This window comes from Pedobacter caeni (assembly GCF_900129215.1).
GTDB lineage: Bacteria > Bacteroidota > Bacteroidia > Sphingobacteriales > Sphingobacteriaceae > Pedobacter > Pedobacter caeni.
The window spans coordinates 31312-46258 of the sequence record NZ_FQUQ01000010.1; the positions used below are offsets into that span (position 1 = coordinate 31312).

Genomic DNA, 14947 nt, shown 5'->3' on the forward strand with positions numbered 1-14947 from the left:
AGGTTAAAAATTGGCACGAACACCAAAGGAATAACTCCTTGGTAAGGGCATTGTCCTTTCTCCATAATAGTCTGGGTCAATGTTCTCTTTATTTGCCCTCCAAAGGATGCCTGGATTGTTAATATTGAAGTATAAATTCAGGCTTTTGAAAGGTATTCTCTTGAAGTTGTCTTTATTGAGTTCGTAGTTGAGGTTGATGTAATGTAGTCTGATGTGATCTCCCCGTTCAACAAGCGCTTCACTAAAGGTGTAAAGCGCCTGCATCTGATTGGAAAAAGGATATAGATTAGCAGGGACAGTGGTAAAATCTTCATCTCCACTCTGCTTCCATCTTTTTGAGAAGTCTGAATGTCCCCTGCCCTGTGCGTAAAGCGCAGGATAGTCGATGCTGTTCCTTCTGAAATAATAGCCGAATTTATAGATCAGACGAAAAGTCAGTGACAAGTTCCGGTATGAAAATGTATTCCCCATTGAGCCGAAAACTGTTGGAACTGCGGAGCCATAATACCGGAGGTCTTCTATTTGTGTTCCTGCGGAAGTGATCTTGTTATAGGCTTTACTGATTTCATTGTTCAGATATCCTCTGGGCTCACCGGTTTGAGGATCAAGTCCTGCCCATTTGTAGGCAAAGATGGAATAGGTTGGCTTACCTTCTATACCGGATATCCCATTGTTTAAGAAATTACTTCCTTGTCTGTTCTTTAAATAGTATTTAGTGATCTCATCTTTGTTTATGCTGAAATTGAGATTGGTACTCCATTTAAATGTCCCATCAATGTTTTTGCTATTCAATGCTAAATCTACTCCTGAACCTTTTGTAGAAGCTACATTTTTAATAATAGAACTGCCTACTCCTCCGGTATAGTCCAGAAGACTGGTGCCAAATAAATCCGTTCCTTTTTTCAGGTAGTATTCGATACTTCCGCTAATCCGGTTTGTCATCATACTAAAATCGAGACCGATGTTAATTGTTCTGCTGGTTTCCCATTTGAGTTCGGGGTTGGCATATTTATTAAATCTCGACATTGGCATTAAGGTGTAAGGAGAAGTATCAAAGTATTCAATGGTGGTAACTGCACTCTTGCCAACGTCAACATTTCCATTAAAGCCATAGGTTAACCTTAGGTTGAGGTAAGGGAGAATAGCGCTCTTATAAAAAGATTCTTTAGAGACCTCCCAGGCCAGGCCTGATGACCAGAGTGGATTCCATTTGTCATTGGTATGGAGACCAAATAAGTTTGAAGCATCTTTTCTGGCACTTAAGGATATGCTGTATTTATCTTTGAAAGTATAAGCAGCATTTGTAAAAAGAGATATCAGGCTGGAGTTTTGGTCACTGATTCCGGTAACAGAGGGAATAAATGATTTTGATCCGGTGATGAAGTGCGGGTGTTCCTGTGTGTGATCAACTAAGCCATTGGTAATGTTCTCCTCGTCATATCCATAGAGGCGATTCATATTGCCGGTGTTGACCGTTTCTCGAAAGTCCACACCTGCAATGGCAGTAATTTTATGATTTTTCCAATCTCTGTCCAGATTTAATTGCCCCCTCAGGCTATTTGATTGTATGAGTAGATTTTGCAGTTGAAGAATTCCACCTGGAGGTACTTTATAAGTCAGTTCACCTGCTTTTGAAATCTGACTAAAACTGTTAACCAGATTCCTGGAGAAATAGCTTTCTTCATCGTTAAGGATTTGGTTTGTATTCTGCTGACGTTGGTATTGATATTTGACATTAGCACTTAGCCCAAGTGGCAACTTTTGATTTATATCAACGTTTGCAATCAGGCTATGCTGATTATTCCTGCTTTTATTATGTTTATAATCTTCGAGTGGATAGTATTGCCAATCCAGTAGCTTGCCTTTTCCTGTTTCCAGAACATGGGATGCTTTCCATGCTTTTGATAAGGCTAATGATGCCCCATCTGCATCTGCAAATCTTACATAAGGAGCCAGGCTGTTTTTATGACCTGTAATTTCACCGTACGCAGGCCGACCATTTTCCAACTGATTTTTGGTGTAGGTCATGGCCGTGCTTAATTCAAGATGCTTTGATAGTTTTACGGTGTTTTGGACGCGAAAATTTAAACGCTTGGATGGGGCATCTAAATGAGAAATGCTCCGGTCGTATCCTGAGGAAACCAACCAGTTCATCGATTCAGAACCCCCACTTAAATTTATGGCGTATTGCTGATGAAGTGATCTTCGATAAAAATATCTGTTAAAGTCATCCCGTACGTCTGTACCTTTTAAGGCATTGATTTGTTCATCTATTCGTTCTTGTTCAGAAGGAGAGGAAGCCGACCGTTTAATCAATAATTCAACTATCGGAGATAAAGCCGGTTGAAAGGGAGAGTTGATGTCGTCTTTGTAATAGCCTTTGTTGTATAGCATTGTTTCTACATCAACGAAATCCGAGGAAGCAATCTGAGGTAAATAAGAAAGGTCAGGTTTGTTACCTATGGTATGATTGATGTTGAAATCGATGTTAAGCTTCTGGTTGAATCTCCCTCTTTTTGTAGTGATGACGATAACGCCATTACCTGCCCGGGCACCCCAGATAGAGGCTGCCGCGGCATCTTTTAATATGGTGATGTTGGCTACGTCATTTGGGTTGATGTTGTTGAGCTCTCCTTCATAAGGAAAATTATCCAGGACAATCAGTGGTTCTCTAGGCCCCTGAATGGTGCTGAGGCCCCGGATCATTAATCTCCCATTAGACCCACTGGTATTGCGATCTGCAAGCACACTGCTGGCCACTCCTTCCAGTCTGTCCAGAATATTTGGTCCCATTTGTTGATTCAAGGTCTTCTGATCGATTATGGTAAAAGAGCCTGTTGCCCGTTCTTTTGGAAGTTGTTGATAGCCGGTCGAAATCATGACTTCCTTAAGATCCTGAACGTCTTCCTTCAGCAAGATGATTAAGCGGTTTTTTAGATTGGAGAGTACCACGATTTCCTGGCTTTGATATCCAACATGACTAATTTCAAGGAGCATGCTGTTGCCATTATGCTTGATGTTGAAGTTTCCCAGGTGGTCTGTATGGATCGTGTTGTTACTGCCCTTTATTTTTACGGATACCTGCCGGAGAGGAGATTTGTCTTTTGCGGATTGAACTGTTCCGTTAATGTTGATCTGACCTTTAGCAGATAAGTATCCACAAAAGGTTAGCAGGAGGAATAAGTAAGCCTTCATACGTCTTTATTTATTTGAAAAGGAGGACAATTGTGTAGGTTTTTTATCCCGGATGACAAAAACGTCAATCGTTCTAAAGGCTTCTTTCAGGTCAAGGTTGAGCGCATGAAGTTCCTCAAGGAGCTCTTTCATATTTTTGCTTTCGGATTTTATTAAATTGATTTCGTCCTTTATACCTGTTTCATTCAAAACCTGTGGTTTAATAAATTCCTTTGAGTTTAGTCCTCCTGCGTAATTATGAAGGGGAAAACTATTGGGTGCCAGGCTTCCCTTGACTTCTTTGTTTTTCTTCCTTTTCACAAGTACCATACATTTGACTTTCCTTTTTTCGATTGTTCCGGTGAAATTCAGGTAGTGGTTCAGATCCTCAAGGATGTAATGGTATAAATTTGGAGATTCACTAATCGGAATGATCTTATCATAGGTGTATAGGTTGTTCCTATACCAGTCAGGCCTGTGTTTACTTACTGTATCTTCCAGAAGGTCATGGTAAGCAGATTCTATGATTAGTCTTTTCATACTAAACTTGCCTAAGCCTAATTGCTGGAATAACTCCCAGGCAACTATATGATACATTCCCTTGATGTCATAATTTGTAAAGACCCTTCTGCACATACTTTCAGTAAACGATTTGGCCTCTGATCCGGAGGACAAGCCATTTTGACGGCCTTTAACCATAACGGAATAATGAAAAAGTTGATGTTGTTGTAAACCTTCTCCTGCAAAGATGGGCCTGTCTGTGTCAATGTACTCCTTAGGTTCAACTGTCAATGGTGCTTTTTTGAGAACTTGAATGATGTGTTCTTCTGTGATCTGATCTGGATTGGTGATGGCTTCAATTAAACCTTCTTCTCCAATCCAGACGTAATGAGGAATCGAATTGGTAGGGAAAAAGCCCTGGATGACATTTTCTCCAATTATAGAAAAGGGATTTATTGATTTAAGGGTTTTATTTTTGGGGATGAAGGAAGAAACCTTTTCTCTGTTTTCATCAGTAACTCCAATAATTACCATCTGATCAGAAAATTGCTTTTCCAGTTTATTTGTCCGGGGCATTGCTGAAATGCATGATCCACAGTGTGTACCCCAGAAGTCAAGAATGATCAGTTTACCTTTAAATTCCTTTAAAGTCATGGTTTCTTTTCCCTGTGGGTGGTTTACCACCTGGAAAGTTCTGTTCCAAATCTCCTCAGGAACTCTGTCTCCTACTTTTAGCGGTTTTATAGTTGACTTTAAATTTTGTGCATCGGTATTAAAAATCAGGCATAGCATAGCCATTACGATGAGTGTTGTCGTTTTTTTCATTTTAAAAAGTTTTAGTTGAATAATAGAATTAGCGGCAGAAAGCTGCGGCTAAACCGGTGGGCATTTGATCAGATAAAATAAGCTGGATTTCATTGCTTTTTATTTTATAAGTTTATATAAATTCTCAAATAATTGTTTTACATTCATCTATAGTTAAATATATGTAGTAAATGTACGAATAAACTGTATATTATACTTAATGTCATATTAATTAATATAGTTTCTATTGCTCTATTTGTGATTATGTCAGAAAAATTAAGGAATGCCCGCAGAGAATACGCTGAACAACTTAAAGCGTATCGTAAAAAAGTAAATATCTCTCAGGAGGATTTTGCTTTAGCCCTGGAGATCTACCAACCTTACATTGCCTCTATCGAAGGAGGCAGTTTAAGCATCGGTTTAGATAAACAGGAAGACATTGCCACCTGTTTTGGGGTAAAGTATTATCAGCTTGCAGATCCGGAATTTCCAATCCCGTCCAGGGAGGAGTTGTGGAAAAGCATTGAAGCCTACGTTAAAGCAGCTGGTATTGAAGTTGGTTATATGCAAAATAAGGCTCCGGGCCTGGCCAGCTACATGGATGAACTGTTACAAAGTGATTTCTTTGAAGAATGGAAGCTGATTAATGAAATCGTTGCGGAACTAAAAGAGCGCTTTGGGCTTGAGGTCGTGTCTACGAGAGTCTCTGATATCTTGCATCAGAGGCCAAGGCGTTTATTGGTCGAAGTGAAGAAGGCTCCGAAGGGGAATTTTAATTTGTACAGGCTGATGAAGTGAGAATGGTGCCTTTTAGGCACTGTTCTCATCTTTTAGTCCTTTTAATAGCGCGTATATTGCCATGGCATGTCCGTGACCCAATTCGTAATCCTGTTTTATCCAGTTTACGATTTCTGTAGCTTTTATATTGGCGTTAAGCTGTCCGCTTTCGCTGAACCCCTTCTCGTCAGCAATTTTTTTGAAATCTGCAGGTCCCAGACCTGTCTTTTCTTTAATAGTTTTTAAGTAAGCTTGAAATGACATCGCGTTATGGTTTGTTTTATATTAACAAATCTAATAGGAATCCTGTTGATTTTAATAGTGGATGCGCGACAAAGTTCGGGGGAGATTGCGACAATAAAGTTTTTTGTCGTTTTAAAATGGGGTTTTAATGTGACCGATATCTCTTTTCCTAAAATTGATCATCATTTCGTTTTTAACAGGAGGTTGATAGGTCAGTGGTTGGTCTGGCAGACCTTTTAAGGTTGTTCTTACAATCAAGTGATGGTGAATTCTATTGGAGCGCATGTCAACACGAAATGGAAAATATTGTGTAAATTACAGCTAATCAATTAAACTTTAATTAAAAAACACGAAAATGGGAACATTAAAAAGTGGGTTATTTGGCGGATTCCACGGGAAAGTCGGCAATCTGGTAGGTTATACCTTAAAAGGCAAATACGTCATCAGAATGATTGGCAAAAGCGAAAAACCGCTTACTCCTGCAAGGAAAGCCAATTGCCAGAAGATGACAGTGGTCAATGAGATCCTTAGTCCTTCCATTCATGCCATCAGGGCCGGATTTCGTCTGGCAGTGGTCGGAACGTACAAAAATGAGTACAATGAGGCAGTTTCTTACAATAAAAAGAATGCCCTTCAGGGAGAATATCCAAACATTAGTCTGGACTATACAAAAGTATTAATGAGTATGGGAACACTTCCTGTGGCAGTTAATCCATCAATTACTCAGATTGAGGATAAAATCACCTTCACATGGAACCCATCCGTCTTTCCGGGAAGCGAATACGCTAAAGATCGTACGATGCTGGTGATTTATTTTCCTGATATAAAAGAAACCTGCTACCAGCTGATCGGGGCAAAAAGAATTGAGGGAAAGGATGAGATTCTGATCAGTCATGAACATATAAATGAACGTATGGAGGCTTATATTTCTTTTGCTAAAGACAATGGAAAAGCAGTCTCAAATAGTGTCTATGCTGGTTCATTGAATGCGAGCTCCCAGGTTATTACTGATATAAAGACAGAAGAAGAGGTAGATGTTTCCGGTACAGGAGAGCTGACCATCCAGAATGAGGATGAAAAGAAGTCAGGTAAGAAATTCGGCACTATTTTTTCCCTGCAATCCAGCTTTAGTTCCGATTTATTAGCGCCAAAAAGGAGGGATATTTTCTCTCCTCCATCCTGATCTCGGGTAATTGAGTTTTTTGGGATTTCATGTCTGAGAAAAATGAAATTCTATGTCTGAAAATGTGTGAATTATTTTAGGTATTTGCCTAAGATCGGGCTCTCTATGGACGGGAAAGGAATCTCTATGTCCTTATCAAAACGTATGAACTAATGGTAAAGAAATAACATAGGTAATGAAAGATCAAATAGTCCGATTATAAAAGAAGCCAGGAATGTGATTCTTTCTAAGCTCAAATGGAAACAGGGTCGTAAGTTTTCTTACGCCCCGTTATCCCTATGAATTAATACCCCGGGTTTTGTTTCAAATCTGGGTTATACATAAATTCGCTACCTGGAATGGGGAATAATTTTCTGAAACTCTCTATTTTTAAGACACTTTCGGCTTTGCCTAATCTTTTTAAAGCAGAAAAATAAACGCCCTCCATACTCAGGTTTTCCTTATACTCTTCTACCAGATGATTGGTCAATTGCTCTTTATTGCCGTTAGTGATTTTGGATTTCTGATTTCTTACTCTAACAATATTTAAATAAGATATCGCATTGTTTAAGTTGCCCGTTTGTATTTCCAGCTCTGCAAGATTTAGTACGGTTTCTGTAGCTCGCATAAAGGATGGATAACTGCCTTTTTTAGCTATCAGATTAAAGTCTGGAGAGTTGAAAGCTTTGCCGAAGCTACCGTCATATCCTGCATAGGTTTCGTTGTTTGAGGAATTGATAAATATGTTTTGTTTCTCTGCCAGCTTGAATGATGAGGAATGGTATAATGCCTCCAGGTACCTTCTTGCTTCTGTATAGTTACCAGCCTGTAGGTAATATTTAGCTAGCATTCCATTTCCCATAGCTGTTATTTTACCAAATCTAGTGTTCCCCTGAGTGTTGATGTCAACCCCATCAATTGCTTTTTTAAGTTCCTGAATGCAATATTGACGAACAGTTTCTGCTGGGGAGAAGATAGGTCGCAAAATAATTTCGGTGTTGTCAGGATCATGCATAACAACGTCTCCCCAGGTATCTGTCAAAATAAAATAAATGTGTGACAATAAGACTGGAGCTTCTTTTCGAATTCTGGAAATTGCGTTTCCGTTCTCTTTTTTTGTGAATCTTAAAATCGAATTTATGTTGTAAATTGCTCGATAAGCATTTGCAAATAATCGATTTATATTTGGATTGCTTGAGTCAAGGGTATGGTTGTAAAAAGATGATAAGTAGCTATCTTTTATAGATGAGTAATCTTTTCCGGGAGCATATAATGCCTCGATTATATAATATGTTTCTAAAAATTTAGTGTATTCGTCTGTCGCAGTATTCCAGGCATCAATCAGTTTTTCTTCCGTTTCAAAAGCGGGCTTGTCAGGTATTGGAGGTAACTGAAATGAAGCTAAAAGTGTTTTCAGATCATCGGATACTGTTATCTCTTTCCCCATCAACTTGTATTTCTCTATCAGGAGAGATTTGATCTGATCGAAGTTGATGTTTTGAGCGTAGGCTTTAAAGGTTTTTTTTGTTTCTTCATTAAATTTACCTTCAGCTTCAAGCTGGTTACTCATGATACTAAGTAGTCTGGAGAGGTTTACGTCACTTTGTGCGGGATTATGCAATAAGATTAGAGATATGGCTAATAGTGTTGAGGCATCCTGATTTCCATCAGTAATGCTCAGCTCATCAGCTGGCTTGCTCAATTCTCTTTCTATTCCAAGACTAAGAAGTATTTCTTTTTCTGCCTGTTTCCTTGCTGCCGAAAAGTCCATTTTTTCCTGCTTAACCAGTTTCATGATCCGGCCGCTTTCCAGGTGAGTAATGAGGTTCAGGTTCACTTGCTTCTTGTCGCCAATTTTAGAGAAGGCGTTCAGGATAATTCTTGATTCAGATAAGGTTCCTGTTAACTCGTTGAAAAAATAACCATCAACAGAGAATTTTGCATAAGATGAGCTTAAGGTGATGTCTTTAAATTCAAACGTACCCTGATCACTTGTTGTAGTGGTTTCGTAAATTTTTCCTGTTGGATTTAAGTTCGCGTCAAGATCGATTAAAGTCACTTTTGACCCCTGGATGAAAGGCCCTTTTTCTACAATACCGCTAATTTGTTGTTTTGTTAGATTTGTTTCTTCTGGCTTTATTTCTTTTTCCTTACTACAGCCAAAAATGAGAATGCTGAGTGCTAAAAGTAGAATTTTCTTCATGTATTTTGCTTGGGTTTATTTTATTGTTTCTGTTTTATTTCTTTTTATTTGCAAAATTTCGGCCATATGAAATTTTAATGACCCCCGGCGATTATTCGTTGAGATGTGGGGTTGAACCGTAGAATATTTACTCAAATAGGGGATAACTTGTACTCATAAAAAAGCCCCGCTATATCTAAATAGCAGGGCATGTAGTTGTTTATTCAGAATCAGCTAATAACCTGGATTTTGAGCGATGAAAGGGTTAGTCAAGAGTTCCATTTGCGGAATAGGCATCAGCTTTTTAGCAGATGGAATGTTTAAAACAGATTCAGCCTTGCCTAATCGCTTTAACGCGGAGAAGTAGAGCCCTTCCATACCTAGATCTTCCTTGTATTCTTCCAGAAGATAGTTGATCAGCACTTCTTTATTGGTTGCGCTGATGGTTGTTTTGTTGTTTCTTAACCTTACCTGGTTGAGATAAGCGATAGATTTTGTCAGATTGCCTGATTGCATTTCGGCTTCGGCAGCGGCGAGTAAAATTTCGGTTGACCTCATAAACGAAACATAAGCTCCTTTTTTTGCAATCTGGATAAAGTTTTCGCTTTTGAACAGGTTGCCAGGCATATTGGTCGAATATCCGGTAATGGCTTCATTCAATTGGCGGTCATCTGCGAAAATGTTTGACTTGTTGGCCAGTTTAAAGCCCGGCTCATTTAAGAGTATTTCCAAATATCTTATGGCTTCAGCATAATTCCCCGACTGAAGGTTATATTTTGCCTGTAGTCCGATTGCCATGAAACCCATTTTCCCAAACTGACTCATGTTGAGTGTAGAAATTGTAGATCCGTTCAACAGATTTTGAATTGCGGTGAGGTTGCTTTGTCGTATTTCTGCTACGCTAAATGACTTAGGTGCGGTAAGATCTTTCGGATCTTTGTAGGGATCAAGTAATGGAACATTTCCCCAGGTTTCTGTTAGAATGTAGTACAAATGACCTGTCAGGATTAACGCATCCTTGCGAATACTTACAACTCTGGAACTGGTGTTGTCTTTTGTGTATTTTAAAATTTGATTGATGCGGGTTAGTGCAGTATATGTCGCATTCCAAAGCTCGCCGACAAAAGCGTTCCTGGCGTCTTGCTGATGTTTGTAAAAGTCGGTAAGGCCATTTTTTGTAATTCCTTCATAGCTTTTTGCTGGCGCATACAAAGCTTCTATTACATAATATTTTTCCATACTTGTAGCATAACTTTCACATGCTGCGCCCCAGGCGGCTACGATCATAGATTCTTCTCCCCAAACTGTTTCAGGTGGAATGGAGTTTGTTGGAGGCATGATTTCAATATTTTCCAGAAAATCACTCAGCCGATCCTCGAGGACTTTAACAGAAAGTCCCAATGAATGGTAGCGATTAATCAGGTTGCTGGCAACCTGCTCCGGATTCACTTTGGCTGCATAGGACCTAAGTTTTGATTTAACATCTTCTTTTAATTTGCCATCCAGTTCTAACTGACCGCTCATTTTACTCATCAATTCTGTAAATGATGCATCGGAATGATCCGGATTGCTAAGTAATACTACGGATAGTGCAAGCAATGTGGCTGCATCTTGACTCCCGTCTGTAAGACTGATCTGATCGGCCGCTAAAATTAAATCTTCACTTATTCCAAGACCCGTAAGTAGTTCTTTGGTGGCTTGCTTTTTTGCCATATTGAAGGTTAACTTATCTTGCTTCACCAACTTTAAAATCCGGGCGGCCTGAAGATGGGTGATGATGTTCACATTGATTTTATTCAGTTCATTTACCTGGGCGATTGAATTGAGCACAATTCTTGAGGCGGATAACTTTCCGGTTACTTCATTAAAGTAAAATCCATCAATGGCAAATTTCGCATAGCCGGAGCTCAATGCAATGTTCTTAAATTCAAAAGCACCTAAATCGTCAGTTGTTTGGGTTTCGTAAGTTTTTCCAGTGGGATTTAAATCATTATCGAGGTCAATTAGCGTGACTTTGGATCCGCGGACAAATGGGCCCTTTTCTATAAAGCCGCCAATCTTCTCTTTTTTGATGGTTTCTGCTCCAGGCTTGGTCGTTTCTTTGTCCTTACTACATCCAAAGACAAGGATCCCCATAATAATCAGTAAAATTTTCTTCATACTTTTGTGGTGGTGTTGTTTGATTTTATTAATTGTTGTTATTTGGCTTCTTTTGGCTTAAATGGCGTTAAAATTTTATCAAAAATGCGAAATTTTGGTCATATATGGTTCGGGTTCTCAATTTCTTTTAACCTCGTTTTGGATTGTCATCATTTTCTTACAATTCCAATAAATTGATATATATTTGCTGTCTTAAAATTAAACCTATACTATACCAAATGAAAGTTGCATTAATTACAGGCGTTACTGGCCAGGACGGAGCATATCTTGCTGAATTTCTACTAAAAAAGGGATATTTTGTCCATGGTTTAAAGCGACGTTCTTCATCTTTTAATACGGAGCGTATAGATCATTTATACCAGGATCAGCACGAAAAGAATTTAAACTTCAAATTGCATTATGGTGATTTGACTGATTCTACGAACCTGATTAGAATCATTCAGGAGACACAACCAGATGAGATCTATAATCTGGCGGCAATGAGCCATGTTAAAGTGAGCTTTGAAACCCCTGAGTATACGGCTAATGCAGATGGTATCGGTCCGCTGAGATTACTTGAAGCGATAAGAATTTTAGGACTTGTTGAAAAAACTAAAATCTATCAGGCCTCTACTTCAGAATTATACGGATTGGTACAGGCAGTACCACAGAGTGAAACCACACCATTTTATCCACGTTCTCCATATGCTGTAGCAAAAATGTACGGTTATTGGATCACTGTAAACTACAGGGAAGCCTATAATATGTATGCTTGCAATGGTATTTTGTTTAATCATGAGAGCCCGGTAAGGGGAGAAACTTTTGTGACGAGAAAAATTACCCGTGCTGCCTGCAAAATCGCTTTAGGCTTGCAGAGCTGTTTGTACCTGGGAAATTTGTCTGCACAAAGGGACTGGGGGCATGCAAAGGACTATGTGGAAGCCATGTGGTTGATTCTGCAACAGGAAAAACCTGAGGATTATGTGATCGCGACAGGGGTAACCACTACAGTAAGAGACTTTGTGAAAATGAGTTTCGCAGAATTAGGCATAGAAATTGAGTTTAGTGGCAAAGATCAATATGAACGGGGAGTAATTATTGATGTTGACCAGGAATTGGTACAAAAACTGGGATTAAATGATGAATATTTGAAACCGGGTACAATTGTTGTGCAGGTGGACGAAAAATATTTCAGACCAACGGAAGTTGATTTGTTATTGGGAGATCCAACGAAGGCAAATACTCAATTGGGTTGGAAACCTAAATATGATCTTCCACTATTGGTTCAGGATATGGTTCATTCCGATCTTCATTTGATGAAGAAAGATGAATACCTGAAACAAGGAGGGTTTAAGACGTTAAATTACTTTGAATAAAATATAAAAACTGCTAAGGCGTAGGATGTTAGTTTATTTCTGCATCTTACTGTAAGATCCTGATTAAGTTCAGGGTGGGGGTCACAAAATCTGATATATGAATTTTAAAAATACGATAACCGCTGTACTTTTTTTTCTTACTGTGCTTGTCGCACAAAGCGCTTATTCCCAAACAAATTATGCCAATATTAAAGTAGATGAGCTTTCTGATGCGCAGATTTTGCAAATGATCAAAAAAGCAGAGTCTATTGGGTATAATGAAGCTCAGCTCCAACAAATGGCAGCTGCACAAGGAATGAAAGCTGATGAGGTTCAGAAATTGAAACTTCGGGTAGAGAAAATTCGTAAACAAGGTTCAGGTGTTCAGGCTGAAAATAAAACTACAAACACAGGTCGTGAAACCAGCGAAACTACGGATGGTGGTGCAGTTGATAATGAGAAAAAAGTAAAAGATGAAGAAGTTGGTCCAAAAATATTTGGTGCTGATCTTTTCAAAAACGGAGCAATTACCTTTGAGCCTAACTTAAGAATGGCTACGCCAAAAGGTTATGTAATTGGCCCTGATGACAAACTACTGATTGATCTTACTGGTGATAACGAAGCAAGTTATAATCTTCAGGTAAGTCCTGATGGAGTAATCAATCTTCAATTTGTTGGTAGGATCGCTGTTGGAGGATTAACGATTGATCAGGCAATCTCTAAAATCAAAACTTCAATGTCTAAAACTTATCCGGCTTTGCGTTCAGGCCGTACTAGTTTATCTATTAATTTAGGAAATATCAGAAGTATTAAAGTGACTATCACTGGGCAAGCTGTAAAAACAGGTACTTACACGCTTCCTTCTCTTGCTACAGTTTATAATGCATTATATTCTTCAGGTGGACCTTCTCAGAATGGTACCTATCGTAATATCCAGGTGGTTCGTAATAATAAAGTTGTTGCAACTATTGATGTTTATGATTTTCTATTAAAAGGGATTCAACAAGATAACATACGTTTGCAGGATCAGGATGTAATCAATATTCCGGTTTTTGAGAAGCGGGTAGAGATCTCAGGTGAGATTAAACAACCAGCTTTTTTTGAAATTGTAAGAGGAGAAACTTTACAAAATCTGATCAATTATGCTGGTGGATTTACTACTCAGGCATATACTGCCAAAATAAAATCCTTCCAAAATACAGATAAGGAACGTCGGATTACTGACATTTCAATGCCTGATTATACTTCATATAATCCCAAAAATGGCGATAAATTTGTTGTTGAAGCGATCTTAGATAGGTTTGAGAATAAGGTTGAGATTACGGGAGCGGTTTTCCGTCCGGGATCATACCAGCTGGATAAAGGCTTAACATTAAAAGGTCTGATTGCTAAAGCTGATGGCTTAAAAGAAGATGCCTTTTTAAACCGTGGTTATATTCAGCGTTTAAATTTCGATAATACCCAGAATTTACTTTCGTTTGATGTTGCTAAAATAATGGCTGGTACAGAAGCAGACATCTCTTTGCAAAGAGAGGATAAAATTACTATTTCTTCTTTATTCGATTTACGTGATGAATATAAGGTGAGTATCCAGGGAGAAGTCAGAGCTCCAGGGACTTTTGATTACGCTGATAATATGAAATTGGAAGATGTAATTCAAATGGCAGGTGGTTTCAAGGAAGGAGCAACGCCGAATAGGATTGAGATTTCCAGAAGAATAAAAAATAGTGATGCGATGTCTGCATCTGCAAGAACGGCTGAGGTATTTAATGTTAGTGTTGATCAGAATCTTAAAATTGCGGATACAACGTTTATATTGAAGCCATTTGATGTAGTTTCGATTAGAAGCTCTGAAGGATATCAGGTTCAGAAGCAGGTTAAATTAGAAGGTGAAGTTTTGTACCCAGGTACTTACACGATTACACAGAAGAATGAGCGAATTTCCGACTTAGTTAAAAGAGCAGGTGGGCTGACTCCTACTGCATACTCAGATGGAGCTTCTTTAAAAAGACCAGGTGCAGAAAAAGTAAAGCCTGCTGATAAAAATGCTATAAATAACCAAGAAGAAGAGGATAAAAAATTTTTAAGCTTAAAACGTGTTCAGGAAAGTGGCGTAAAGGATACAGTTAAGGCAGAAATCGAGCAAAAACTGATTCAATCTGATCTGGTTGGAATAGATTTGACCCGGATCTTAAAAAAGCCCCAATCTAGATATGATCTGATTGTGGAGGACGGTGATGTGATTCGTATACCAAGACAACTACAGGTTGTCAAAGTTACTGGTGAAGTACTTAATCCAAACAGTATAGTTTACTTACCAAGCAAGAGCTTTAAACAGTACATAAATGGAGCTGGGGGTTTTACGGCTAGTGCATTTAAAAATGGAGCGTACATTAAGTATGCCAATGGTTCGGTGGAGTCCGCAAGAAAGTTTCTGTTTTTTAATAACTATCCAAAGGTCAAACCGGGAGCGGAAATTTTGGTCCCTAAGCGAGCTGAAAGGGAACGAATGACTGCGCAAAGCTGGATTGGAATAGGAACAGCTGTTGCTTCAATGGCAGCGATTGTAGTGTCATTGCTTAGATAAAATGCTTTAGGGAAATATAAAAC

At 38.8% G+C, this 14947-nt stretch carries 9 protein-coding genes; 4 read left to right on the top strand and 5 right to left on the bottom strand.

The genetic code is table 11. From position 1 onward, the window contains the following. Positions 1–3: 3 nt before the first annotated feature. Positions 4–3195 (bottom strand): SusC/RagA family TonB-linked outer membrane protein, encoded by a 3192-nt coding sequence (locus BUC20_RS32870; protein ID WP_073238969.1) that lies wholly within the window; start codon positions 3193–3195, stop codon positions 4–6. A gap of 6 nt (positions 3196–3201) precedes the next feature. Then, positions 3202–4500, bottom strand: a complete 1299-nt coding sequence (locus tag BUC20_RS32875) for a TlpA family protein disulfide reductase (protein WP_073238972.1) — start codon at positions 4498–4500, stop codon at positions 3202–3204. Positions 4501–4743: 243 nt separating this feature from the next. Between BUC20_RS32875 and BUC20_RS32880 the strand changes: the two genes are divergently transcribed. Beyond that, complete coding sequence (locus tag BUC20_RS32880) at positions 4744–5277, top strand: helix-turn-helix domain-containing protein (RefSeq protein ID WP_073238975.1); 534 nt, start codon at positions 4744–4746, stop codon at positions 5275–5277. A 12-nt stretch (positions 5278–5289) separates the two neighbouring features. On the opposite strand, the gene BUC20_RS32885 is transcribed toward BUC20_RS32880, so the two are convergent. After that, positions 5290–5520, bottom strand: a complete 231-nt coding sequence (locus tag BUC20_RS32885) for a DUF4287 domain-containing protein (RefSeq protein ID WP_073238978.1) — start codon at positions 5518–5520, stop codon at positions 5290–5292. A gap of 334 nt (positions 5521–5854) precedes the next feature. On the opposite strand from BUC20_RS32885, the gene BUC20_RS32895 reads away from it, so the two are divergent. Further along, a complete protein-coding gene (locus BUC20_RS32895) occupies positions 5855–6682 on the top strand; it encodes a DUF6266 family protein (protein WP_073238982.1) in 828 nt (275 codons plus the stop codon). 283 nt (positions 6683–6965) lie between these two features. Here BUC20_RS32895 and BUC20_RS32900 read toward each other — a convergent pair whose 3' ends face one another. Continuing rightward, positions 6966–8864: a RagB/SusD family nutrient uptake outer membrane protein gene (locus BUC20_RS32900; protein ID WP_073238985.1), complete on the bottom strand. Its 1899-nt coding sequence runs from the start codon at positions 8862–8864 to the stop codon at positions 6966–6968. Between the two features lie 213 nt (positions 8865–9077). Further along, positions 9078–11003, bottom strand: coding sequence for a RagB/SusD family nutrient uptake outer membrane protein (locus tag BUC20_RS32905; RefSeq protein WP_073238988.1), 1926 nt, complete (start codon positions 11001–11003; stop codon positions 9078–9080). A gap of 218 nt (positions 11004–11221) precedes the next feature. Here BUC20_RS32905 and gmd point away from each other — a divergent pair, with 218 nt between their 5' ends. Then, on the top strand, positions 11222–12358 hold the full coding sequence (gene gmd, locus BUC20_RS32910; RefSeq protein WP_073238991.1) for a GDP-mannose 4,6-dehydratase: 1137 nt from the start codon (positions 11222–11224) through the stop codon (positions 12356–12358). A gap of 97 nt (positions 12359–12455) precedes the next feature. Then, on the top strand, positions 12456–14924 hold the full coding sequence (locus BUC20_RS32915) for an SLBB domain-containing protein (protein ID WP_073238993.1): 2469 nt from the start codon (positions 12456–12458) through the stop codon (positions 14922–14924). Positions 14925–14947: the final 23 nt, after the last annotated feature.

Coding starts and splice junctions, on each gene's coding strand:
- BUC20_RS32870 (WP_073238969.1), bottom strand. CDS start 3,195: ATGAAGGCTTACTTATTCCTCCTGCTAACCTTTTGTGGATACTTATCT.
- BUC20_RS32885 (WP_073238978.1), bottom strand. CDS start 5,520: ATGTCATTTCAAGCTTACTTAAAAACTATTAAAGAAAAGACAGGTCTG.
- BUC20_RS32875 (WP_073238972.1), bottom strand. CDS start 4,500: ATGAAAAAAACGACAACACTCATCGTAATGGCTATGCTATGCCTGATT.
- BUC20_RS32900 (WP_073238985.1), bottom strand. CDS start 8,864: ATGAAGAAAATTCTACTTTTAGCACTCAGCATTCTCATTTTTGGCTGT.
- BUC20_RS32880 (WP_073238975.1), top strand. CDS start 4,744: ATGTCAGAAAAATTAAGGAATGCCCGCAGAGAATACGCTGAACAACTT.
- gmd (WP_073238991.1), top strand. CDS start 11,222: ATGAAAGTTGCATTAATTACAGGCGTTACTGGCCAGGACGGAGCATAT.
- BUC20_RS32905 (WP_073238988.1), bottom strand. CDS start 11,003: ATGAAGAAAATTTTACTGATTATTATGGGGATCCTTGTCTTTGGATGT.
- BUC20_RS32915 (WP_073238993.1), top strand. CDS start 12,456: ATGAATTTTAAAAATACGATAACCGCTGTACTTTTTTTTCTTACTGTG.
- BUC20_RS32895 (WP_073238982.1), top strand. CDS start 5,855: ATGGGAACATTAAAAAGTGGGTTATTTGGCGGATTCCACGGGAAAGTC.